The organism is Streptomyces sp. NPDC048643, assembly GCF_040650615.1.
Taxonomy (GTDB): Bacteria; Actinomycetota; Actinomycetes; order Streptomycetales; family Streptomycetaceae; genus Streptomyces.
In genome coordinates, this window is sequence record NZ_JBEZHO010000083.1 from 1 (window position 1) to 23,517 (window position 23,517).

Here is a 23,517-nt window from a genome sequence, read left to right on the forward strand (position 1 = left end):
GTGATGCCCTCCTGGGCCGGGATCGGCAGCGTCACGATCTGGATGTTGACCTTACGGAGCCGGTCCACGAACGGAACGATCATCGTGAAGCCGGGACCGCGCACTTGCGGGCGCAGCCGGCCGAGCCGCAGCACCACGCCCCGTTCGTACTGTTTGACGACGCGGGCCCCGGTCATCACATAGACCAGCCCCACGGACGCGACGGAGATTCCCGCCACCACCAGTTCCTCGACCATCACGGCCCCCCAGGGTCCGACGTGGGCGCAGCAGGCGTGTGCACAGCGTGTACTTCGAAGGTAACTCCGGCGACGGAACAAGGGCGAGCCCCCGCACGCCGGTTGCGTGCGGGGGCTCGCCCGTGTGCTGGGGGCTCCGCCGTGCGAAGCGCGGTCGTTCTGTCGTGCGGAAGCGGTGTGGGGGGTGCCGGTTCCGTCAGGCGACGAGTCGATCGAGGGGCCGGTCCATCGGTCGGGCGGTGGTCAGCCGACGCTCACGCCGTAGTAGCTCAGCGCCTCGGTGACCGGCTGGAAGAAGGTCGTCCCGCCGGAGCTGCAGTTGCCGCTGCCGCCGGAGGTCAGACCGTAGGCGACGCTGCCGCCGTAGAGCGGACCGCCGCTGTCGCCGCCCTCGGCGCAGACCGTGGTCTGGATCATGCCGTAGACGACGTCACCACTGCCGTAGTTGACGGTGGCGTTCAGGGCGGTGACCCGGCCGCTGTGCGTGCCGGTGGTCGAGCCGCGCCGGTAGACCGTGGTGCCCACGCTGGGCGTGGCCGCACTGCTGATCGTCTGGCTGCCGACCGCGCTGGGGTGCGCGACCGAGGTGTTGGTGTAGCGGACCAGCGCGAAGTCGTTGGTCGGGAAGCTGTAGCTGACGTTCGTGCCCAGCTTCGTGGTCTGGCCCGAGTTGGAGTACCAGGTGGAGGCGACCTCACCACAGTGACCGGCGGTCAGGAAGTAGTAGGTGCTTCCGCTGTGTACGTTGAAGCCGAGCGAGCAGCGGTAGCCGCCGCCGTAGATGGCGTCGCCACCGGAGATCAGCTTCTTGAAGGTGCCCGGGGTGTGCTTGATGGTGAGGGCGCCGGCGTTGCCGCCCGCCTCCTGCTTGATCTTCGCGATCTCCGCCTTCGAGACCGTGCTGTCGACGGTGACGACCACGCGGTTCGTCTTGGCGTCGACCGCCCAGGCGGTGCCCGCGACGTCGGACTTGAGGACCGACTCCTTGGCACTGCTCAGCTGGGTGGAGCTGAACGTCTGGGCGTCGGACGCGTTCGCGCTGGGGACCGCGAACGCTGCCGCGGCGACGAGTCCGGTGGTGACGGCGATCAGCCGACTCCGTCTCGCTATGCCACTGCGGGGGGTGGTGCGCTTGATCCTCACGTTTCGTTCCTCCGAAGGGAAGTAAGGGGCCCCCGTTTAGTGGGGTGGTGGGGCCCGTGAGGCGCAGCCGGGAGCCGCCCGTCCGGATTCCGGACAAGCCGTGCTCCTGACAAGCGCTGAGGGGGAGTATTCGGCGGCACGGCCGACAGCCGCAAGGGCGCCTTTCGGCCGTGCAGCGTTCAACTTGCGTACGTCCCAAGGAGGTTGATCGACAGGGCGTTGAAGGACCCCGGAATCCCCAGGCGTCTTCGGGAGCCCCGGAGGCCTCAGCCCAGCCGGCGCTCCCCCGCGGCGACGGCCACGCCCAGCGTATTTCCGGGCGGCGGGAAGGGGCAGACGAAATGGTCCGCGAACGCGCACGGTGGAAGCACGGTGCGGTTGAAGTCCACCGTCGTGCGCCCCTCGTCGTCGGGCGCCGCCGGGCGCAGGAACCGGAAGCGGTAACTGCCGTCCCCGCTGGTGGTGTCGGAGAAGACGGCCCACAGCGAGCCGTCGCTCTCGACCGACACCTGGAGGGTGAGGTCCTGCCCGTCGAGGGTGAAGGCGAGGATGCCGCCGATGGGCAGTCCGCGTGCGACGCCGTCGGCGTTCTCGACCCGGACGGTGCGGCTCTCGCCGTACGGGGTGAAGTGTCCCGGCACCGACCAGCGTTCGTCGTAGGGGGTCGCCTCGATGCCGGCGAAGGCCTTCCGGGCGGGCGCGTCGGGGTCGTAGCGGCGTACCCCCCACAGCTCCTCGCGCACCAGGACCACGAACCGGCGGTCGCCGTGTCCGACCCGTGCCGCGTCGGCCGGACCGTGGTCGGCACCCAGCACGATCTCGCCGGTGAACGGCTCGCCGTCGACGGTGAGCCCCTCCTCGGCCACCGCCGTCAGGACCACTCCGTCGTCCTTCACACCCCACAGACCGGGGATGTCCGGAAGTCGCCCTTCCGGATAGTCCTCGACCCAGTGGGTGCCGGTGAGGGAGAGCGGTCCGTACGGCGCGGACACCGCGGCCTCGCGGTGCTCCTGCCAGTGCTTCCAGTCCTCGGGTGCGTCCGTCGTCATGTGATCAACCCTTCCATACGCACTCGGCCAACCCGAGGTGCGAGCGCGCCGTGGTGTCCGTGTATTCCGTGCGGCGCGGGCGCACGGCACGGGACCGCCGGCCCGGCGCGGAACCGTGAGGCCCGGTTCCGCGCCGGCGCAACGGACCGTCAGGCCGCGATACGGCAGGACAGGGCCCGCAGGAACGTGAGCGCGGCGCGGGCCGTCGCGTCGTTCTGCCGGAAGGCCGGGCCGCCGGTGCGCGGCCGGGTGAAGGCGCCGGAACCCCGGGCGTCGGTGTGCGGCCCGAGCGCGAAGCGTCTGGGGTGCGGGGTGCCGTTGCGGTCCAGGATGCGTCCGTCGGCGGGGTCGACGGCGAGCAGGCCCTCGGGGGTCGCGGCGGCTCCGTCGGTGTACAGCTCGCGCAGCAGGGTGTCCCGGGTGCGTTCCACGGTGGGGTGCGGCAGCCGGGCCTCGACGAGCGCGCGGGCCTCGACGACCGCGCCCGGCACGGTGGCGCCGGACGCCCGGAAGACCCCGTCCTCGGCCGTGAGGGTCATGTCCGGGCCGAGGAATCTCAGGATGCCGGCCCGGGACAGGGCGAGCATCTGCCGCAGCCGGGGGCCGGGCGGTCCCGAGGCCAGGTAACTGAAGAACCCGTGCCACCACGAGCCGATGTCGCCGAGCCGGACCAGCTGTCCGTAGACCGACAGGAGTCCGAGGAAGACGGCGAGGTCGGGGCTCCGGGAGGCGTCGTGCCGCCGCGCCAGATCGTCCTCGATGTACGTCCGCAGTCCGCGCTGGAGATCGTCGTACGAGGTGTGCCGCACGCCGTCCAGCGGTCGGTCGAGCGCGGTGAGGTCGAGGCGGTCGGCGGGGTCGGGCACGGCGTCGGCGACCAGCGCCCTGATCTCGTCCCCGGTGCCGGCGGCGTACTTCTCCTCGAAGTCGGGCCACGGGGTCCGGGTGCGTTCGGGGTGGGCGGCGAACAGCCGGTGGTAGTGCGCGAACCCCAGCTCCTTCTCGATCAGCGGCAACACGTCCCGCCGGAAGTCGTGGCCGTCGGGGCGGGCGAGCAGCGCGTCGACCTCGGCGGGCCCGAAGAACCGTGGCAGCGGAGGCCGTTCGCCCTCCCAGTCGTAGCCGATCTTGGAGTGGTAGGGGACGCCGCGCCGGGAGCCCACGTACAGGATCGGTTCCTGTCCGGACGGCCGGTAGCTGTCGCCCTCGAACCGGCCGCCGCGGCCCTCGGTGAGCAGCACCATCAGGTCGACGAAGGCCAGTCCGAAACCGCGGACCAGGACGGGCTCGCCGGGCGCGAGGGCGGACAGGTCGCTGTCGGCGGTGAAGTCCGGCGGCAGGTGGACCAGTCCGTGCTCGCGCGCGTACGCGGCCAACGCGACCTGCTCGGGGTCGAGTTCGGCGTCGAGGTGACCGAGCGTCAGGGCGACGGTGTCGGTCAGGAGCGGGCGGGCCCGGCCTTCCAGCCAGACCTGTTGCCGGCCGTCGCGGGATCCGCTCACCCGCACGGCACGGCATGTGTGCCGGTGCACCCGGATGCCGGGCGGCAGGGCGGCCACCGCTCGCTCGTACACCCACCGGAGGTAGGCGCCCTGCTGCGGCCGGCCGGCGAACGTCCGCCCGTCGAGGCCCGCCCAGGTGTCCAGCGTGGGGCCATCGAGCACGGGTCCGGCCATGTCGACCGTCTCGTCGGTGAACATCGTGACGTCCTGCGCCTCCGAGTTCATCCACAGCAGCGGTGACTGCTCGGTGCGCCAGATGCGTCCGGCGCCCGCCGGGTACGGGTCCACGACATGGATGTCGAGCACCGAACCGGCGTACAGCTCGGACGCGTTGGCGGCGATCCGCTCCAGGAGTCCGGTCCCGCGCGGCCCGGCTCCCACGATCACCAGCGAGGGGCGTCCGGCGGTCGGCGCGCCCGGGTCCCCCGCGAGCGGGACCCGCGCGGCGGGGACGTGCGCCGGCACGACGGGACCGGGCTGCCGGGCAGCGGACGGGGACACCGGTTCGTCCGGTGCGGAGGTGGGGTGGGCAGGGGTGTCGGAGGACATGCGGAGGCTCCGTGATGCGTCGAGTCGAGCACGGGTGCCTTCACACAGGTCACGCTGGACGCCCTGAGGCGTCGCACGGCCGAGCCCCTCAGCAGGGCCGTGGGACGAGAGTACGGCGGCGTTTCCCCTCCGTGTCAAGGGTGTCCGTACTGTGAGCGGTCCGTCTCACGTCGGTTGACGTGCCCTCGGATGCCTGTTCCACTTGGCCCATGCATTCACAGCAGTGGCTGGTCAAGCGCTCCCACATCGACTTCGGTCGCGTGTGGTCCTCTTCCTGTTGAGCTGACCCCCTGCGCGCCCGTCACGGACGGGCGCCCGCCGCACCGGCCGGCGTCTCGCAGCGATTCCTCACTCCCCCGCCTTCACACGCGCACCCCTCCCCTCCCCCGCGCACACGGAACGGCGTCACGCCCTGTTCCGGGCCATGACCGCGACCACGACGACGGCACGGCGCACGGCCGGACTCCCGGCCGCGCGTCACGTCAACACCCCGCCCAGGGAAAGGGTTCAGAGCCCGCAGTCACAGCACGAGCAGCACTCGCAGCATTCACAGCACTGGCAGGCCTCGCAGCAACCGCAGTCGCAGTCACAGTCGTTCAGGCAGCCTTCGCGCTTCTTGCGCGACCAGGGGCCCTCGAACTCGTCGGCGCAGCACACCTTGCAGGTGCAGCACAGCCCGACGGCGGCGGCGCAGCCCGCCCAGAATCCGCGCTTGCCCGGGTTCGGCGGCTGGACGGAGGGGCCGCCCCCGAAGGGGTTCCCGCCGCCGACGTACGGGTTCCCGCCGTGCTGGGGCGGCGGCCCGAAGGCACCCTCGGGGCCGAGCAGGACAGCCGATCCGAGTGAACCCGGAACTCCGGGGGTACCGGGGACACCGTGAAGATCACCCGACCCGTGCGAGCCGTCAGCGGGGTGCCCGCACCCCGATGTCCCGAACGCGCGGTCCACAGAGCGGCCCAGTTCGTGGGCGAGCAGCACATGGGCGAGCCTGCTGTCGGTGAACTCGGCCTCGCGCAGGGCGAGCCGTATACCGCGCAGGGCGTCGTCGGCGAGCCGGCGGGCCTCGGTGAGCGGCGTCCCGGTGGCCGTGAGCGGGTTCCAGGCACCCGACGCGGCGTCAGTTTCCCTGTCCTCCACGGCGTCCAGCAGATGGGCGAGCCGGCCGAAGAGCCGGCCGGCCTCGGCCAGGGGCGCGGCGTTGCCGGGGCGGCCGGCGAGGACGGCGGTGTGCGCGAAGGCCGCCGCGGTGGCCGTCTCGGTGGGTTCCGTCACGGTCAGCAGCGAGGTGCCGGGGCCGGCCAGCGCCTCGATCCCGGTCTGCCGGTCCACCGCGTCGACGAGCACGGCGGTGTCGAACCCGACGTCGGACCCGGTCCGCGCACCGGCCCGCCCCCAGCTCGCCGCGACCCGGCGAGCGGCGAGCGCCACCGGCCTGCGCGCCAAGAGGCCGTCCCCGTCGGCGACGTGATCGCTCACCTTCGCCGAGGCGAGGACCAGCGAGACGGCGGCGGCGAGCCGGGCGCCCTCGCCCTGGGCGACGGAGGCGGTGCGCATGCCGCGCAGCGGACAGGGCCCGGCGGTGCGCCGCCATCCTGTGGCGCGCTCGGCCTGAGCCTCCGTCAGAACCGATATGAGCAGGCCGTCGTAGTTGGTGACGACCCGTGCGAACTGGCCGTGGTCCCCGCGCAGTGCGAGGCACAGCCCGCACAGATGCGCCATCCACTGCGTCTTGAGCCCCTCACCGAGGCGATGGCTGCAGGGCCTGACGATTCCGAACACGACACTCCCCCGTGACACGTACGACGTTGGGCTGCGGCATCGTATCGACCACCTCGTTCACCCGTACGCCCCGCTCGTCACCCGATCGCCGTGAGAAATCATATTTCACTCTCAGTCAGCAGCCGTACGGCACAGGACCCTTGGGGGGCGCGGGCTCTCGACGGATTCGCTGTGCACCAGTACCGTCACGAAACCCCCGCGCGGCGTCTATCCACTTGGCGCGACATCCGCATCATGGACGACCATGGGGATGCGGAAGCACGAAAGACCGCTGTGAGAGGAGGCGTCCATGGGATCGGTGCGCAAGGCGAGTGCCTGGCTTGGCCTCGTCGACGACAACGATGACGAGCGTTACTACGACGACGACTACGCCGAGGGTCAGGAGACCCCTGGCGAGGCCTGGGTCACCGACCCGCGCGTGAAGGTCGCTTCCGAGACGGCGGAGGAGAAGGGCCGCCGGATCGGCACGGTCACCCCGGACAGCTTCCGGGACGCACGCGGTATCGGCGAACTCTTCCGGGACGGCGTCCCGGTGATCATCAACCTCACGGCCATGGAGCCCTCCGACGCCAAGCGTGTGGTGGACTTCGCGGCCGGCCTGACCTTCGGCCTGCGCGGCACCATCGAGCGGGTCGCCACCCGGGTCTTCCTGCTGACCCCCGCCAACACGGAGATCGTCAGCGGCGAGGCCGCCGGCCGTCAGACCGACGGGTTCTTCAACCAGAGCTGAGGCAGGGCGCTCACCGGCCCTGCCTCACCGGGGTCCCGGGAACGGGTCTCTACCGGAAGGCGTCGAGTCCGGTGAGCGCCTTGCCCAGCACGAGTTGGTGCATCTCGACGGTGCCCTCATAGGTGAGCACCGATTCGAGGTTCGTGGCGTGCCGCATCACGGGGTACTCCAGGGAGATGCCGTTGGCGCCCAGGATCGTGCGCGCGGTGCGGCAGATCTCGATGGCCTCGCGCACGTTGTTGAGCTTGCCGAAACTGACCTGCTCGGGACGGAGCCGTCCCGCGTCCATGCGGCGGCCCAGGTGATGGGCGAGCAGGATTCCCTTGTGGAGTTCGACGGCCATGTCGGCGAGCTTGGCCTGGGTGAGCTGGAAGCCGCCGATGGGACGTCCGAACTGCTCACGCGTCTTCGCGTAGGCGACGGCGGACTCGAAGCTGGCCCGTGCCGCGCCCATCGCGCCCCACACGATGCCGTAGCGGGCATGCGAGAGGCAGCTGAGCGGACCCTTCAGGCCGACGACCTCGGGCAGGACGGCGTCGGCGGGCAGCCGTACGTCGTCGAGGACCAGTTCGCTGGTCACGCTCGCCCGCAGGGACCACTTGTGCTTGATCTCGGGAGCGGAGAAGCCGGGGGCGTCCGTGGGGACGACGAATCCGCGGATGCCGTCGTCGGTCTGCGCCCAGACGACGGCGACACCGGCGACGGAACCGTTGGTGATCCACATCTTGCGCCCGTCGAGGACCCAGTCACCGCCGTCGCGCTTGGCGTACGTCCGCATGGAGCCCGGGTCGGAGCCGTGGTCGGGCTCGGTGAGCCCGAAGCATCCGATGATCTCGCCGGCCGCCATGCCCGGCAGCCAGGCCTGCTTCTGCTCCTCGCTGCCGAACCGGTGGATGGCGTACATGGCGAGGGAACCCTGCACCGAGACGAGCGAGCGGATCCCGGAGTCGGCCGCTTCGAGCTCCAGACAGGCGAGGCCGTACTGCACGGCGCTGGCGCCCGCGCACCCGTAGCCCTGGAGCGACATGCCGAGGGCGCCCAGGCCGCCCAGTTCCCGGGCCAGTTCCCTGATGCCGGGCAGCTCGCCCTTCTCGTACCAGTCGGCCACGTGGGGCAGCACCCGGTCGGCGGCCCAGGTCCGCACGGTGTCGCGGATCGCGAGGTCCTCCGCGTCCAGCAGGTCGTCGATCCCGAGCAGATCGGCGGGGTCGAGGGGCGGGAGCTTCGAGGACGCGGACATACGACAGCCTCCGACAGGGGTGATAACTAGCACCGCTAGTTAATGATCTCGGCCCGACGTTACGACGCAGTGTCCCGCAAGTCCAGGGCCCCCACGACAGGCCCTACGCGGAGACGCGGGTCTCGGCGACGTCCCGCGGGGCCGGGATGTCCGCCGGGCCCGAGGCGGGGTCCGTGCCCGGGTCGGGGGCGGAGTCCCTGCCGGGGCCGGAGTCCGGGGCGGCTGCCGTCGTGGCGGGTCCGCAGTCCATGACCCGGGGCAGGCGCAGCGCCATCACGGCGCCGAGCAGCAGCAGGGCCGCGCTCACCAGCAGGGTCACATGGAGCCCGTGCACGAAGGAGTTCCGGGCGGCCTGCCGCAGCGCGCCACCCACCGGTCCGCCGAGTCGCGCGGCGACCTCGTACGCCTCGCCCAGCGAGTGACCGGCGGCCTTCGAGTCGGCGGAGGGGACGCCCGGGACGGAGGACAACCCGGGTGCGTACGCCGCGTTCATCACGCTGCCCAGGAGGGCGATGCCGATACCGGCGCCCAGCTGGTACGACGTCTCGCCGATCGCGGCGGCCCCGCCGGACTGTGCCTGCGGCGCCTCGCTGAGCATCGACTCGTAGGCGCCGAAGAGCGTGGTCTCCAGGCCGAAGCCGAGCAGGACGAAGCCGAACAGGAGCAGCCCGGTGTTGTCCTGCGTGCCCATCGCGGTGAGCGTGATCACGGAGGCCGCGGTGAGGCAGAAGCCGAAGCAGACCATTGTGCGCGGGCCGAACCGGCGCAGCAGTTTCGCGCCCGCGAGGCCCGCGGCCATCGCCGCGACGGTCAGCGGCAACAGCCGCAGCCCGGTCTCCAGCGGGGACAGGCCGAGGACGAGCTGGAGGTACTGCGCGGCGATCAGTTCGAGCCCGACGAGGGCGAGCATCGCGAGGACGATGCACCCCACCGACGTGCTGAAGGCGGGCCGGGAGAACATCCGCAGGTCCACCAGCGGATGCTTGCGCCGCCGCTGGCGCCGGACGAACCCGGCCATCATCAGGCCGCCGACGAGCAGCGGCGCCAGGGTGAACGGGCTGAGGGGCGCCTCGCCGCCGCCGAGGCGCTTCACCCCGAGGACGAGTCCGAACAGGCCGGCGGCGGCCATCAGGGCGCCGACCACGTCCCAGGGGCCGTCGCGTTCGCCGCGGGACTCGGGCAGCAGCAGCCGTCCGATCGGCAGGCTGACGATCATCAGGGGGATGTTGACGAGGAAGACCGATCCCCACCAGAAGTGTTCGAGGAGGAACCCGCCGAGCAGCGGGCCGACCGCGGCGCCGACGGCCGCCACCGCGCTCCAGATGCCGATGGCGAGGGCCCGCTCGCGCCGGTCGGGGAAGACCTGGCGCAGGATCGACAGGGTGGCGGGCATGATCATCGCGCCGCCGACGCCGAGCAGGGCACGGGCGCCGATCAGGACCTGGGCGTTGTCGGCGAGGGCGGCGACGCCGGAGGCGACACCGAAGAGGGCGTAGCCGAGGAGGAGGACACGGCGGCGGCCGATCCGGTCACCGAGCGTGCCGAAGAGGATGAGGAGCGAGGCGCAGACGAGCGGGTAGACGTCGACGATCCAGAGCAGCTCCATGGCGCCGGGCTTGAGGTCCTCGGTGACGGCGGGCACCGCCACGTGGAGCACGGTGGCGTCGAGGGCGACCAGCAGCAGGCTGACGCACAGCACGACGAGGACGACCCAGCGGTTGGCACCGGCCCCGGTCTCCCGACGGCATCGCGCAGCGGCCGTGGTAGTCCCGGACATGTACGTACCTCCAGAGGTTCCCTCGCGTTCGGCGGTTCCGCCAGGGTGGGGACTCCCTGGGGGCTGCGGCCCGAAGAGCGGGAATCCCGGGCCCACGCAACAAAGGCGAGTGAGGCGTCAGCGTACGCGAGTTCCCGCTGACGACACGTGGCGGACCTCTCACGTTCTTCCGGGGGGCGTGTGGCGTACGCCACGCCTCCGGGCGGGACGAGGCCCGCCCGATCCGGGCCTTCCGGCGCCCCGGCCCCGACCGGGCGCGTCCCTCCAGGTCGATGCCGGTCCGCCGGGTACGGAGGTGGTGGCACAGGTTCGCCGACCTGCGGCGACGGGGCTCGGGACCGCCGTGGGCCGCGGCCCGGCCGACCGTGTGCGGTCGGTGAGCGAAGGGGTAATTCCACGCCATCATTCGGTGAACGAATACATAAGCGCTATATAACCGGAGCCGCCGATGACCAAAGGAATTGAAGGCTCCGCACTCCACGGATTAGAGATTCATTGGAAATGAACATGATCCTGAGAGGAATCCCACATCACATCGTCATCACAAAGAGAGTGAATCGGCCTGGAACGCAGCTCACTCGCTGTAACGTCGATTGGGTGCGTACCGAACGAAACCTCACCCGTCTGGACCGGGTCTTCGCCCGGCTCGACCGTGAGCCGGAACGGCCGGCCCACATCGATGTCTCCAGAATGAGTCGGCACAGGGTCGTGCTCTTCGCGGCGACCCTGGCCTTCTACCTGGCCATCGTGTGGGCCGTCTCGATCACGTCGTGGCTGGTCCGGTTCGACTGGCAGGTCATGTTCTTCCGGCCCTATCAGCAGTGGCCGGAGATCCACGCCTTCCTCGACTACTACGTGGTGCTGGGCCAGCGCGGCCCCACCGCCGTGATGGTCACGGCCTGGCTCGGCTGGCGCTCCTGGCGGCAGCACACCCTGCGCCCGCTGCTCACGCTGGGCGCGTCCCTGCTGCTGCTCAACATCACGGTCGGCGCCGCCAAGCTCGGCATGGGCCGTCTCGGCCCCCACTACGCCATCACGATCGGCTCGAACGAGATGGGTCTGGGCGGCGATATATTTCCCTCCGGCCACACCGCGAACGCCGTCGTGACCTGGGGAATCCTGGCGTATCTGGCGTCGACGCCGCGGGCCAGACGCTGGCTCTCGGCCCTGTCCGCCGTGACCTCTCTCGGGGTCGGCCTCACCACCGTGTACCTCGGTACGCACTGGCTGAGCGACGTCCTGCTGGGCTGGGCCGCAGGCCTGCTGATCCTGCTGGCGCTGCCCTGGTTCGAGCCGCTGATCGCCCGCGCCGAGGCCTGGATCTTCGCCCTCCGCGACAGGGTGCGCGACCTTCGCGGCGGCACCGCGCCCGCTCCGGCACCCGCGCCGGTCGGCGCGCCGGTCATGGCCACGCAGCCCTCCCCCGCGGACGGCGGCGACCTGCCGGCCCGCGGCGCCACCGCCTCCCGCCCGGCCCCGGCCAGAGCCCCCGTCCACCTGGCCCCGGGCCCGCACACCGCCCGCTCGGAGCGCACCCCCGTCACCCCGGTGGGCAGCCGTCGGCCACCGCACGCCGACCGGGTGGCCCGCACGGCGACGACGACCACCTCGGCCCGTCCCCTGACGGGCGGCTGAGGACTGCGGGGCCGGTACGCACAGCCTCTCCCCGCACGCGAAGGCCCCCGGCTCATCGAGCCGGGGGCCTTCGCACGTCCGGTGTCCGCCGCGGGATGTCCTCCGGAGCACATCCCGAGCTGCCCGCGCCGGGGCCCTCAGCCCTTCCAGCAGCGGGCCACCGTGCCGTCCCTGACCTCGAAGTTCAGCCGTCCCACGAGGTACTCCATGGTGATGATCGCGCCGGGGGGCAGCGAGCGCACCGAGGTCCAGCCGTGCTCCCGCGCGCGCTCCTCGGCACGGCTCACCTCCAGCCCGACATAGCTCTCCGGACTGTCCTGCGGCTCTGGACGCGAGGGGTGAATGGGTGCCATGACCGCCACGTTAGGCTCCGCGACCCGACGGTGGAAGCCCGGGCGGCCACCATGCGTCACTCGTCCCCCGCCGGTCACATCTCTGTCACAGGATCACGACACGTGTTTCGGTGGAACTCCGTCCCGCGCAGGAGGATCACGCGTCGTGTTCCGAACACCTTCGAACGCAATTCGGATCCTTCACCGGTGCGTCCTGAATAACCCGCGGGAATGTGCGCGCGCATACGTTCGGCCGCGTCTTTCCATTCCGGTCCCGCCCGATTCCATCCCCTGCCGCGACAGCTGACGCGGCATAGGAAATACACGGTTCCGACACAGAACCCCCGCCTGTTCTCTCCTCGCCGCCGATCTTCGGCTAGAGCGTGGTCGGCGTGGCCCCGGGCCCTCCCGGCGCGGCCCGATCCAGCGCGCGGGACAGCCGGTCCCGGGCCGTCCTGATCGCCTCGGTGAGCTCCGCGGGCTCGACGATCTCGAACTCGAAGCCCATCAGCATCACGTGAATGACCATCACGTCGAGGTTCGCCGCCCCCGTGCGCAGCAGGCAGCTGCCCTCCCCGTCGGCCTCCAGCGTCCCGGCCGAGGGCGAGATCCGCTCGGCGGCCCGCTCCAGGGGCACCAGCAGTCGCACCACGGCGTGCGTGGCGTACGCGCGCGTGGAGACGCCCCGGGAGACGTACGCGGCGAGGTCCTCCGCCGGCGGTGTGCGGGGCGGGAAGCGCGGCCCGTGCGGCGGCCTGGGCGTGACGCGGTCGGCGCGGAACGTACGCCAGTCGTCACGGTCGACGTCCCAGGCGACCAGGTACCAGCGGCGTTCGGTGCACACCAGCCGGTACGGCTCGACGGTGCGGCGCGTCGAGGAGCCCTCGTGGTCGCGGTACTCGAACCGGAGCCGCTCGCTGTCCCGGCAGGCGTTGGCCAGGTCGGTGAGGACACCCGGGTCGACGGCGGAGGGCTCGGGGCCGCGCAGCATCGGCACCGTGAAGGCGTTCAGAGCGCCGACACGGCGGCGCAGCCGGTTCGGGAGGACCTGCTCCAGCTTGGCGAGCGCCCGGACGGAGGACTCGCCGATGCCCTCGATGCCCTGCCCCGCGGCCGTGCGCAGCCCGACGGCCACGGCGACCGCCTCGTCGTCGTCCAGGAGCAGCGGGGGCAGTTCCGCGCCGGCACCGAGCTGGTAGCCGCCGCCGGTGCCGGGGCTGGCGTGGACGGGGTAGCCCAGCTCCCGGAGGCGGTCCACGTCGCGGCGGACCGTACGCGGGGTGACGCCCAGCCGTCCCGCCAGGTCCGCGCCCGACCACTCCCGGTGGGCCTGCAGCAGCGACAGCAGCCGCAGCAGCCGCGCGGAGGTCTCCAACATGCCCCCGAGTCTGCCAGCCGTGCCGTCCCAGCCCGTCCGGCGATCGAGGGCGAGGCCGTCCAGACCGAAGCGGGGCTCCGGGGGCAGCGCCCCCGGGATCGGGACGGGAAGGGGCGGAGGGGGCGAAGAACACGCGGGTCACGGGCGGTAGCCGAGTTGCGGGACCTCGAAGCAGGTCCGGTTCATGTCCCCCTGGGAGACCCAGCCGCGGCCGTCGCGCCAGCGGGCCACCGACAGACACGCCCGCCGCGAGACCGGCGGCCCGCTCAGACGCTCGTACGTGACGGGAAGCAGCAGCCCCCCGGCGGTGTACGGCTCACCCCGGTTCATGAAGGAGTCGACACACGCCCGGGTGACGCTTCCCGCGCAGGCCCCCGCCGCGTCCGCGAACCACCGCGCCGCCGCCCACCCCTCCAACTGCCACTGGGAATGCGTCTTGAGTCCCTTGGTCGCGTCCCGGAACTCCCGCACCGCCGCGTTCGAGACGTCCTCGTAGTCGCGGCTCGCCCCCGTGGCCCAGAGGGCGTTGCGGCAGCGCGGGGAGTCCTTGTAGTCCTCGGGGACGGTGGACGTCCAGTTCTGGACGTTGGTGACCTTGGCGATGACGTGCGCGCCGACCTGGTCCATGGCCTTGCACAGCTGGGCGTTGCCATGGCTGTCGAGGGCGTCGAAGACGAGGTCGGCGCCCTGTTCCTTGAGATCGGCCGCGGCGGCGCGGAAGTTGGGCAGCGCGAAATCGACCTGTTCGGTGACGACCCGGTAGCCCTCGGCCTTGAGTCCCTGGGTGACCAGCCGGGCGTAGGCGGCGGAGGCGGACTGGTTGTAGGAGACGACGGCGGCGGTGCGGGCGCCCCGGACGCGCTCGAAGTAGCGGTAGACCTCGGTGCCGCCGTACAGCTTCCCGCCCCAGCCGGGCGTGCCGTCGCGGGGCGCGAGGCTGCCGTAGATCCCGTAGAGATGCGGATAGGTGTCGTACGCGGGTCCGATGGGCTGGCCGCCGATGTCGGGCACGCGCGCGTGGGAGACGCGGGAGGCCCCCGCGTAGTCGAGGACGGTGGTGGCGACGAGGGCGACGACCTTGTCCTCGTCGATCAACCGGTGCACACACGTGGTGTTGCCGACTCCGCTGCCGCCGTCGTCGCACAGCCGCACCTCGACACGTCGCCCGTCGATGCCGCCGCGCGCGTTGAGCCGGTCGAAGTAGGCCGTCGCCCCGTCGCGCGGTCCGGTGAAGGCCGAGCCGCCGACGGGGCTGGTGGCGCTGGTGACGATTCCTACGCGGAGGGGCTCGGCGTTTTGGGCCGGCCCTGCCGAGGAGCGGTGACCGAAGTCGCTTTCGGGCAGGCGGCTGCCGCAGGCCGTGCCGAGCAGGAGCAGCAGGCCCGCGGCGGCGGCCCCGGCCGCTGTGCGGCGCACCCCGGCTCAGCAGCCCGGGGCCGGACTGGACGACGCGTCGCCGCTCAACTTGACCAGTGCGCACAGGGTGTTGACGGAGACCTTCCAGGTGCCGTCCTGTTCGACGGCCGTCCCGGCGGCGTCCGGCAGCGCGGTGGCTCCCTTGAGCGTGAGGGTGTAGGTCACGTTCGCGGCGGTCGGGGAGGTGAACTCGACCTTCTCGACCTTCGCCCGCACCTGCCGGCCTCGCCGGTCGCCGTTGAACCCCTTGAGCACCGGGGCCATCCGGTCGCCGTTCTCCAGGACGGCCTGCTTGTCCCGGGTGGCGACGTCGGGGTCGAAGAACTTCTCCCAGTTCCGGCGGACCTGGGCCTGCGCCGCCGTGGGATCGGCCGGGGCCGTGGCGCTCGGCTCCGCGCCGGTGGTCCGTTCCACGGAGGGCGTGGGCGGAGTCGTGCTCGCGCCGCCGCTGTCGTCGCTGCACGCCGTGAGGGCCGCGGCGAGAGCGAGGACCGTCGTCGCCACAACTCCCGCTCCGCGTAACCGTTTCGGGTCTCTCCCGAGAACCATCGTGGCTCACCGCCGGGTGTCGGTCCGGGCGGTGTGCGCCCGGCGCTTTCAGGGTCGGCTTCCAGAAGGCATAGTGCAAGCCATTGGCTGACATGGACAGACACACGACGTGGGGGAGTCCGGGGGCGGACAGCTCGACTGCGGACCGTGCGACCCGTCCTGTGGGCCGGCTGGGCCGCGCTCGCCGCCGGTGCTGTGTTGTGCGTCGTCGGCTGGTACGGAATCTCCGGCGAGCGGTACGCGGAGCGCCAACTCCCCTACCTGGCCTCGTGCACCGTGCCCGGTGCCGCGCTGATCGTCGCCGGCGCGGTGCTGGTCGCGCAGGGCAGGAGCGCGCTCGCCGGTTCCCGTGTCGAGGAGCTGTACGCGCTGCTCGTGGCCTCGGGTCCGGCCGACGCGGAGGAGTCCGCTCGGGCGGCGGCCGTTCCTCTCCCGGTCGGCGGCGGCCTCCTCATGGTGCCCGGCGGCACCCTGTACCACCGCGCGGACTGTCCCCTCGTCGAAGGGAAAGCGGAGGCGGTACCGGTCGACTCGCACGCCCTCGTCGGAGGCGACCTCGGGCCGTGCCCGATCTGTGAACCGGACAGGGGCGACGAACTCACCACCGGTGACGGAGATTTCGCCCCACCGGCCCCCTCGGCGGGACCGGCGGGGCCCCTCGTCGAACGGCCGTCGCCCGACGGACACGACGGCGCCGGTGGCCCGGACGAATGATGGCGTCGCTGACGTACGACCTCACCCTCGCCGGCCTCTCGGTCGGCGGTGCCGCCGCGCTCACCGGGATCGGTCTGATCGTCACACACCGCGCCACCGGCGTCCTGAACCTCGCGCACGGCGCGATCGCGATGGTGTGCGCCTACCTGCTGCGGCAGTTCACGGTCGAGTGGGGCTGGCCGCTCGCGCTCGGCACCTCGGTGACCCTGCTCGTGGTGGCGCCCGCGATCGGCGTGACGCTGGAACGGCTCGTGTTCCGGCCGCTGTCCGCCGGCGGCGGCGACCCGGCACGGACCCTCGTCGCGTCCATCGGCGTCTTCGTCCTGCTGGTCGGCGGGGCGGCGTTGGTGTGGGGCCCCGGAGCACGGGCCGACGTGCCGACGCCGGTCCCGGCGGACCCGTGGGGTCAACTGGCCGTCGCCGGTCTGCTGGCGGTGGGCGTGGGGGCCGTCACGCGCCGGACGCGCTTCGGCCTGGAGCTGCGGGCCGTCGTCGACGACCGCACGCTGACGGTGCTCGGTGGCGTCGACGCCGACCGGGTGGCCGCGGCGGGCTGGGCGTTCGGCTCGTTCACGGCGGGCCTGACGGGCGTGCTCCTCGCGCCGTACGTACGGCTCGACCCGTACGGCATGCCGTTGCTCGTGATGGAGGTGATGGCGGTCGCCGTCGCCGCCCGGATGCGGAGCCTCCCGGTCGCCGTCGTGGTCGCCCTCGGCATCGGCGTCGCCCAGAGCCAGTTGACCCGGCTGCATCCGTCGGGCCCGGTGGGACCCCTGCTCCAGGCGGTCGGCGCCAATCTCTTCGTGGTCGCGCTGCTGGTCGCCGCGCTCGTGCTGCCCGGCATCGGAGGCGGCGGCGCGCTCCCGCGGCCGGCGGGGCCGCGCGTAGCGACTCCGCCCGGTGCCTTGGCCGTCGCGGCGGTGCTGTTCCTGCTGCCCCTCGGCTTCGCGGGCTCGGACCTGCACACCTCGGTGCAGGTGCCCGCGCTCGGAGTCGTCCTGCTCTCCCTGGTCGTCGTCACCGGGCGCGGCGGGCAGATCTCCCTGGGCCAGGCCGCGTACGCCGGTCTGGGCGCCCTCTTCACCGCACTGCTGGCGGCGGGCCGCGTCCCCGGCGTTCCCCGGCTGCCCGAACTGGCCGCCCTCGCGGTGGCGGTGCTCCTAGTGGCGCCGCTCGGCCTGCTGACGGGGTGGCCGGCCATCCGCCGGCACGGTCTGGCGCTCGCGCTCGCCACCTTCGCGGTGGGTGTGGGCGTCAGCCGCTTCGTCTTCGCGCAGCCGTACGCCGTGTCGGGCCTGTCCCTGGGCCGCCCGGCCGGATTCGACGGCGACCGCGCGTACTACGTGCTCGAACTCGGCCTCCTGACCGTCGCGTTGCTCGCGGTGAACGGTCTGCGCCGGGGTCGAACGGGCCGCGCGCTGGCCGCCCTGCGCGACCACGAGGCGGGCGCGTCGGCGGCGGGGGTCCGGGTCCCGGCCCTGAAACTGGCCGCGTTCGTCACGGGAGCGGCGCTGGCGGCACTCGGCGGCGGCATGCTCGGCATGGGCGCGCGTGCCTTCGACGCCACCGCCTACGACCCCGTGCGCGGGCTGCTCTGGTTCGCCGCGGTCGTCGTGCTCGGCGCCGACAGCGTGCTGGGCGCACTCGCCGCCGCGGCTCTGCTGGTCGGCCTCGACGCGGGCACCCGCGGCGGTCTCGCAGCCGCCCTGATCGGCGTCCTCGCGATCCTCGTCGGCCACTTCCCCGACGGCCCGTACGAGGCCCTGCGCGCGGCAGCGACCCGGCTCCGCCGCCCGGCGACTCTCACCCCGCTGGGATCGCACGTCCGTCGACGACTGCGACCGGCAGCGGAGGCGCTGCGGCCCGGGGCGCCCCAGGCGGAGGCTCGGCGGCCCGGACCGGCGCCACCGGAGACACGGTCCGGGGCACCTACGGCGGAGACACGGACGTCCGGGACGCTTACGGAGGTAGTGACACCGTCCTGGACCCCCAAGGCGGAAGCGAGGCCTCCCGGGTCGACCACGACGGCGGACGCGCCGCGGTCCGAGTCGGCCACGGCAGGGGCGCGACCGTCCCCCTCGCCGGAGTCGGAGGTGCCGGCGTTCGGATCGACGTCGGCACAGATGCGACCGTCCGGGGTGCCCAAGGAGGAGGCGGAGCCCACCACGTCGGCGGAGGCGATTCCGTTCGGGGCACCGACGGCAGAGACGCGACCGTACGGACCGCCCACCGCGGAGTTGAGGCCGTCCCCGTCGCCCCCCTCGGACGTGAACCTTTTCGGATCCGCCTCGGCGGACGCGGAACCGTCCGGCGCCGCCACGGTGGAGGCGAGGTCGCACCCGTCGCCCGCGCCGGCGGAGGCGGTCGGGCCCCCGTCGCCCGCGGCGGAAGCGCGGCCGTCACGTGCGTCCACGGCGACGGCTGCCGCGCGGAGTCCCGGCGGGGGCGACGGCGGGCGGGAGACGGCGGGCGCGGCACGCTCGCCTTCTCCCCCGCGCTCCTCCCGGAGCGCCACCCCTCGCCCCTCCGTGCTCTCTCCCCTGCCTCACGTTGCTCCCCCGCTCCCGCTGTCCGCCCGCCGACTCCGCGTCGCCTACGGGGGGTTCGTCGCTCTCGACGACGTCTCGCTCGATGTCCGGCCGGGGCGGGTCACCGCGGTGGTGGGGCCGAACGGGGCCGGGAAGAGCACGCTCTTCCACTGCCTCGCCGGGACGCTGCGCCCCTCGGACGGGCAGGTGCTGCTCGGGGAACAGGACATCACCCGCCTCGCGGCACACGCGCGGACCCGGCTGGGGATCGCGCGGACCTTCCAGGACCTGGCGGTCTTCCCGTCGTTGACCGTGGCCGAGAACGTACGGGTCGGGGCCGAGCAGGGACGGATCACCGATCCGGCGGCGGTGGCCCGGACGTCGCGGCTGCTCGGCCTGGACGGGCCGGTGCGGTCGCTGCCCGCGGCGGTGCTGCCGACCGGGACCCTGCGGCGCGTCGAGCTCGCGCGCGCCCTCGCCGGGAGCCCCCGGGTCCTGCTGCTCGACGAACCCGCGGCCGGACTCGACGGCGGCGAGGTGACCGCCCTTGCCCGGGTGCTGCGCGCACTGGCCGCCGACGGCCTGGCCCTCCTGGTCGTGGAGCACGACCTCGACCTGGTCGCCGAACTGGCGCACACCGTGCACGTGATGGCGGCGGGCCGCATCGTGACGTCCGGGCCCGCCGACCGCGTCCTGGGGACGAGGCCCCGCGGATGAGCATCGCCCTGCGCCACGCGCGCGTGCGCTACGGCCCCCTGGAGGCCCTGCACGGCGTGACCCTGGTCGCGCCCGGTCCCGGACTCACCGTCCTGCTGGGCCGCAACGGCTCGGGCCGTACGACGGCGCTGCGCGCCCTGGCGGGAACCGTCGCGCTGTCCGCCGGCGCCGTCGTCTGGGACGGCACCGACGTGACGGGCCTGTCCGCGTTCGAACGCGCCCGGCGCGGGCTGCGCCTGGTCCCCGAACGCCGGGCCGTGTTCGGCTCGCTGACCGTCGCCGAGAACCTGGAGCTGGCGGGGGCCGACCTCGCCCCCGCCCTGGACGCCTATCCGCAGTTGGCTCCGCTCCTCCCCCGCCCCGCCGGCACCCTCTCCGGCGGGGAACAGCGCATGGTCGCCCTCTCCCGCGCCCTGCTGGCACGCGCGCGCGTGCTGCTCGTCGACGAGCCCGCGCAGGGCATGTCACCGACGGTCGCGGCACGGACGTACGAACTGCTCGGCGCTCTCGACGCGTGCGTGGTCGTCGCCGAGCAGCGGCTGCCACCGGGGCTGCGGGAGCGGACGGGCCGGACGACCTTCGTCCACGAACTGAGCCGGGGTGCGGTCGTGTTCAGCGGAGAGGCGGCCGAGCGGACGCCCGGGAGGCCGCACCGGCGGAGGTGACGGGCGGGCCGAACCCGGCGGGCTCCAGGACGCGCGTGCTGCTCCCGGCCTTCGGGAGCGAGAGCAGCGTGCCCGGGTTCAGCTTGTCCGGACTGGCTCCGATCATCTTCTTGTTGGCCTGGTAGAGCGCCTGCCAGCCGCCCTTGATCCGGTACTTGCGGGCGATCGAGGACAGGGTGTCGCCGTTCTTCACGATGTGCGCGCGGCCCCGCAGCTTGTACTTCTTGGAGCAGGCGGGCCAGGCCCCCCATCCCTGGACGGCCAGTACCTTCTCGGCGACCTTGATCTGCTCGGCGCGGGTGGCGAGATCGGCCCGCGGGGCGTAGGTGAGCCCCCCGAACTCCTTCCAGGTGGGCTGCCAGAACTGGAGCCCGCCGTAGAAGCCGTTCCCGGTGTTCGCGCTCCAGCGGCCGCTGCTCTCGCAGTCGGCGATACAGCCCCAGGGCCAGCCGTCGGCCGCGCAGGCGTACGAGACGCCCGCGGCCCGGGCTCCTGGCAGCGGGGGCGGCGGTGCGGCGACCGCGTCCTGGGGGACCACGGCGGCCAGTACGGCGGCGGCGAGGGCGGTCGCGGCCGCGTACCGGGCGGGCCCGCTGAGCGGTCCGGGCGCGGGCGCGGTCCTGGAGGTCGGCGGGGTGCACCTGTTCGACATGGGAGACATCGGGCCACGCTAAGCAGCCGGCCCGGTGGGCCCGCCCAGCCGCGCCCGGCACGCCCAGGGCCCCACCCGGTCGGACGACCGGGCGGGGCCCGTCACGCGGCGTGCGGGAGCGTGGCTCAGATGTCGAGGCGCTGTCCGGGCACGATCAGGTCGGGGTCGCCACCGATGACGGCCTGGTTGGCGGCGTAGATCTTCCGCCAGGTGGTGCCGTGCCGAGCGGCGATGACGCTCAGGGTGTCGCCCTCGCGGACGGTGTAGTCACCGCGGGACGCACTGCGGTTGGTGTGGGCCGCGGGACGCTCCGGCGCCTTCGCAGCCTTCGCGGGGGCCGACCTCGGTGTCGACTTCGGTGTCGACTTCGTGGCTGTGCCCCCGGCCGAGGAGGCGGGAGCGCCTCCATAGGCGCCCGCGCGGGCCGAGCAGGTGGGCCAGGCCCCCCATCCCTGCGCGCGCTGGACCTTGCTCGCGACGGCGATCTGCCCGCTCCTGGAGGCCTGGTCGGCGGTCGGCGCGTAGGCCGTGCCGCCGTACGCGCGCCAGGTGCCGGCGGAGAACTGGAGCCCTCCGTAGTAGCCGTTGCCGGTGTTGATGTGCCAGTTGCCGCCGCTCTCGCACTGGGCGATACGGTCCCACACTCCACTGTCGGCCGCGGCGGCGTCGCCGGTGGCGGCGAGCACGCCGAGCGGGGCGAGCAGTGCCGCCCCGGCGAGAACCGCCTTCGTACGCGCCGTGTTCGGCGTACGGGCCTTGGAACTGTTGCCGTGAGCGCTATCGGCACATGCGGACATGTATTTCCCTCTCCGAACACCCGGGATCCCCCAAGGCAGGGGCGCGACGTGCCACGCGTAGGACGCGGTCGTCGCACTCCGCCCCGTCCGCCGGAGGCCGTGCTGTGGTGCGGTCGTTCTGTGATCGGCCGGCGGACGTACCCGAGCGGTGCTCTGTGCACACGGCGGAGGAATCTAGGGAGCAGGGCGCCCTGGTATCAACCAATTCCCTGTCATTCGAGGCCAGTTCCCCGTTACCGCGGGTATCGTCGATTTTCAGCCACCCACTTCATGGGGTGATTTCCTGATTTGTCGACCTGCCCCCCTGATGGCCTGTGAGCTACTTCACCCGTTCAACTTCCTCTGCACGGCAACAAGTTGACGTGGAGTGACCGATTCCGGGCGCCACCTCACCCTGGGCGTCGGTTGGTTCGATTCCGTTCGCTCTCGAGCGTGACTCCGGCCACAGATCGCCCGTTGTCATCTTCATGAGCCGGGAACCCCCGGGTTCATGGGCCGGGCGCCACCCCGGCACCGCCACGCACCGCATCCCGAGGAGCCACCGTGCCGCGCATGCTCGACGTCGGCGACGACGTACGCGCCGAGATCGGCGACGAAGAAGCCGACCGGCTGCTCGCCGGAGAGAACGCCCCCGGCAGCTACGACTGCACGTCGTGCCGCACCCCGGGCGACTCGGAACAGGAGCGCACCAGCACGGTCCTGTTCATCGGCGACGAGACCGCCGTCCTCGCGTTCGCCCACGCCACCTGCCTGCCCTCGCAGGTCGTGCAGGTCACCGAGGAGCAACTGCAGGGCGCCGTCCGTTCCATCCACCCCGACGGCGCTCCCACCGACACCGCGCCCGAGCAGGCCGTGCTCGGTGTCACCAGCGGACTCGTGCTGATCAACGGCGATCTGCACCCGGCGCTCGTGGTCGAGCCGACCGGTCCGATCGTGCGCCCCGGCTCGACCGACATCGGCGACGACTTCCTGCCGCTCCTGATCGAGCAGGGCTTCATGCCGGTGACCGAACTGAACGCGGTGCCGCCGGTCCTGCACGGCTGGTCCGTGCTGCTCGCCATGGGCCAGCTGCACGCCGTGCTCCAGCCGGGCACCGGCGGCGGCTCCCCCGTCGCCTGGTGGCAGGCCCACCAGGCCCTCCAGGTCGCCGAGAGCTGGCGCGCGGCCGCCAACAAGCACCAGCAGGTGCTGCTGTTCGCGGCACCGGTCGGCTCGATCGGCCGCCAGCCGCGTGAGGACCTGCTGCGCGACGCGCTCGACAAGGCGGCGGCCAACGGCAAGCTGGTCGCGGCCACGATGCCGCTGGCCGGCACCTGAGCCGTCAGCGGAAGCGCGCCCGACCCCCTGCGGAGGGCGCGCACCCGACCCCGCCGGGCAGACCCACACCCGGCGGGGCGCATCCGGCTGCGGGGGAGAGCCGAGAGCCCGGGATCCGGAGGCGCGGGGACGGGCGCGCTCCGACGCGGACGGTCGTCCGCGCGGTCGCCCGCGCCCCCGCGAGCGCCACTCACTCCCGGTGACCTGCGAAATCAGCGGTCGGACCGCATCCGTTGAGCGGCGGGGTCGTTGGCACGTACGTGCACACCTACGACGTCCCCAGCCCCCGGCCGTTCCATCCGGTACCCCCGTCCGGCTCCCCTCTTCCGCTCCGTTCCGGCAGAGAGGTGGTGGCGTCCCGCTCGGCCCAGGACGCCCCCTCGGCGACACCGATCTACGACGCGCTCTACGCCGAGTGGGTCCGCTCGTTCAGGACGCTGCCCGGCGACCGGCACGGCGAGGAGGAGCTGGACTTCACGGCGTTCGGGCTCACGCGCGGTTCGAACTCGTACAGCTCGTCGAGCTCGTACAACTCCTACAGCTCGTACAGCGCGGGGGCGCACACCGCCCGGCAGATCGCGGCGCAGAACGGGCAGGGCGCGACCGCCGTCTGGCAGGCGGGCAGCCGTCAGCACAGCACCGGGATGCACCACATTCCGGCCGCGCTGCCGCCGGGACCGCGCCGGGGGTTGTGAGAAACGGTTCTCCGAGCGACAACGGGTGAGGGGCGGCTCCTGACGAGGGCCCGCCCGGCGCGTACTAAGGGGCCCCAGAGAAAGGCGGCTCCGTGGACGTGCTCGACCTCCTGCTGA

19 protein-coding genes and 1 pseudogene are annotated in these 23,517 nt (G+C 72.7%); 7 read left to right on the forward strand and 13 right to left on the reverse strand.

Going from position 1 to position 23,517, the window contains the following annotated elements:
* From AB0C62_RS40610 to AB0C62_RS40630, 5 genes are all read right to left on the reverse strand, one after another.
* On the reverse strand, positions 1-236 hold a 236-nt coding region (locus tag AB0C62_RS40610; protein WP_362982143.1), incomplete at its 3' end, for an SPFH domain-containing protein.
* Between the two features lie 243 nt (positions 237-479).
* On the reverse strand, positions 480-1,379 hold the full coding sequence (locus AB0C62_RS40615; RefSeq protein ID WP_362982146.1) for a S1 family peptidase: 900 nt from the start codon (positions 1,377-1,379) through the stop codon (positions 480-482).
* Positions 1,380-1,645: 266 nt separating this feature from the next.
* Entirely contained in the window at positions 1,646-2,428 is a 783-nt protein-coding gene (locus tag AB0C62_RS40620; protein ID WP_362982148.1) for a DUF1684 domain-containing protein, read from the reverse strand.
* A gap of 149 nt (positions 2,429-2,577) precedes the next feature.
* The gene (locus tag AB0C62_RS40625; protein ID WP_362982150.1) at positions 2,578-4,479 is read right to left on the reverse strand and encodes an FAD/NAD(P)-binding protein; all 1,902 of its coding nucleotides are present in this window, start codon (positions 4,477-4,479) and stop codon (positions 2,578-2,580) included.
* Between the two features lie 507 nt (positions 4,480-4,986).
* Complete coding sequence (locus AB0C62_RS40630) at positions 4,987-6,258, reverse strand: DUF5685 family protein (protein WP_362982152.1); 1,272 nt, start codon at positions 6,256-6,258, stop codon at positions 4,987-4,989.
* Between the two features lie 289 nt (positions 6,259-6,547).
* Between AB0C62_RS40630 and AB0C62_RS40635 the strand changes: the two genes are divergently transcribed.
* Positions 6,548-6,988: a cell division protein SepF gene (locus AB0C62_RS40635; protein WP_362982153.1), complete on the forward strand. Its 441-nt coding sequence runs from the start codon at positions 6,548-6,550 to the stop codon at positions 6,986-6,988.
* A gap of 49 nt (positions 6,989-7,037) precedes the next feature.
* On the opposite strand, the gene AB0C62_RS40640 is transcribed toward AB0C62_RS40635, so the two are convergent.
* On the reverse strand, positions 7,038-8,228 hold the full coding sequence (locus AB0C62_RS40640) for an acyl-CoA dehydrogenase family protein (RefSeq protein ID WP_362982155.1): 1,191 nt from the start codon (positions 8,226-8,228) through the stop codon (positions 7,038-7,040).
* A 103-nt stretch (positions 8,229-8,331) separates the two neighbouring features.
* Positions 8,332-10,005, reverse strand: coding sequence for an MFS transporter (locus AB0C62_RS40645; RefSeq protein WP_362982157.1), 1,674 nt, complete (start codon positions 10,003-10,005; stop codon positions 8,332-8,334).
* A 597-nt stretch (positions 10,006-10,602) separates the two neighbouring features.
* On the opposite strand from AB0C62_RS40645, the gene AB0C62_RS40650 reads away from it, so the two are divergent.
* Positions 10,603-11,640 (forward strand): phosphatase PAP2 family protein, encoded by a 1,038-nt coding sequence (locus tag AB0C62_RS40650; RefSeq protein ID WP_362982159.1) that lies wholly within the window; start codon positions 10,603-10,605, stop codon positions 11,638-11,640.
* Positions 11,641-11,777: 137 nt separating this feature from the next.
* Here the strand turns inward: AB0C62_RS40650 and AB0C62_RS40655 are convergent, their stop codons facing one another.
* The 4 genes from AB0C62_RS40655 to AB0C62_RS40670 all read right to left on the reverse strand — a co-directional run bounded on the left by AB0C62_RS40655 (position 11,778) and on the right by AB0C62_RS40670 (position 15,315).
* A complete protein-coding gene (locus tag AB0C62_RS40655; protein WP_164372571.1) occupies positions 11,778-11,993 on the reverse strand; it encodes an I78 family peptidase inhibitor in 216 nt (71 codons plus the stop codon).
* A gap of 355 nt (positions 11,994-12,348) precedes the next feature.
* A complete protein-coding gene (locus AB0C62_RS40660) occupies positions 12,349-13,350 on the reverse strand; it encodes a YafY family protein (protein ID WP_362982160.1) in 1,002 nt (333 codons plus the stop codon).
* Between the two features lie 138 nt (positions 13,351-13,488).
* On the reverse strand, positions 13,489-14,766 hold the full coding sequence (locus AB0C62_RS40665) for an ABC transporter substrate-binding protein (RefSeq protein WP_362982162.1): 1,278 nt from the start codon (positions 14,764-14,766) through the stop codon (positions 13,489-13,491).
* A gap of 6 nt (positions 14,767-14,772) precedes the next feature.
* Positions 14,773-15,315, reverse strand: coding sequence for a hypothetical protein (locus AB0C62_RS40670; RefSeq protein WP_362982164.1), 543 nt, complete (start codon positions 15,313-15,315; stop codon positions 14,773-14,775).
* A gap of 147 nt (positions 15,316-15,462) precedes the next feature.
* Here AB0C62_RS40670 and AB0C62_RS40675 point away from each other — a divergent pair.
* The 3 genes and pseudogenes from AB0C62_RS40675 to AB0C62_RS40685 all read left to right on the forward strand — a co-directional run.
* Positions 15,463-15,897: pseudogene (locus tag AB0C62_RS40675) on the forward strand (hypothetical protein); the annotation flags it as partial.
* A gap of 131 nt (positions 15,898-16,028) precedes the next feature.
* Positions 16,029-19,274, forward strand: coding sequence for an ATP-binding cassette domain-containing protein (locus AB0C62_RS40680; RefSeq protein ID WP_362982166.1), 3,246 nt, complete (start codon positions 16,029-16,031; stop codon positions 19,272-19,274).
* Positions 19,271-19,939: an ATP-binding cassette domain-containing protein gene (locus AB0C62_RS40685; protein WP_362982168.1), complete on the forward strand. Its 669-nt coding sequence runs from the start codon at positions 19,271-19,273 to the stop codon at positions 19,937-19,939. The genes AB0C62_RS40680 and AB0C62_RS40685 overlap by 4 nt, the downstream gene beginning before the upstream one ends.
* On the opposite strand, the gene AB0C62_RS40690 is transcribed toward AB0C62_RS40685, so the two are convergent.
* Positions 19,887-20,600, reverse strand: a complete 714-nt coding sequence (locus AB0C62_RS40690; RefSeq protein WP_362982170.1) for a transglycosylase family protein — start codon at positions 20,598-20,600, stop codon at positions 19,887-19,889. The genes AB0C62_RS40685 and AB0C62_RS40690 overlap by 53 nt on opposite strands.
* Before the next feature lie 116 nt (positions 20,601-20,716).
* Complete coding sequence (locus AB0C62_RS40695; protein ID WP_362982172.1) at positions 20,717-21,388, reverse strand: transglycosylase family protein; 672 nt, start codon at positions 21,386-21,388, stop codon at positions 20,717-20,719.
* A 543-nt stretch (positions 21,389-21,931) separates the two neighbouring features.
* Between AB0C62_RS40695 and AB0C62_RS40700 the strand changes: the two genes are divergently transcribed.
* Positions 21,932-22,705 (forward strand): hypothetical protein, encoded by a 774-nt coding sequence (locus tag AB0C62_RS40700; RefSeq protein ID WP_362982174.1) that lies wholly within the window; start codon positions 21,932-21,934, stop codon positions 22,703-22,705.
* 350 nt (positions 22,706-23,055) lie between these two features.
* Positions 23,056-23,400, forward strand: a complete 345-nt coding sequence (locus AB0C62_RS40705; RefSeq protein ID WP_362982176.1) for a hypothetical protein — start codon at positions 23,056-23,058, stop codon at positions 23,398-23,400.
* Positions 23,401-23,517 lie beyond the last annotated feature (117 nt).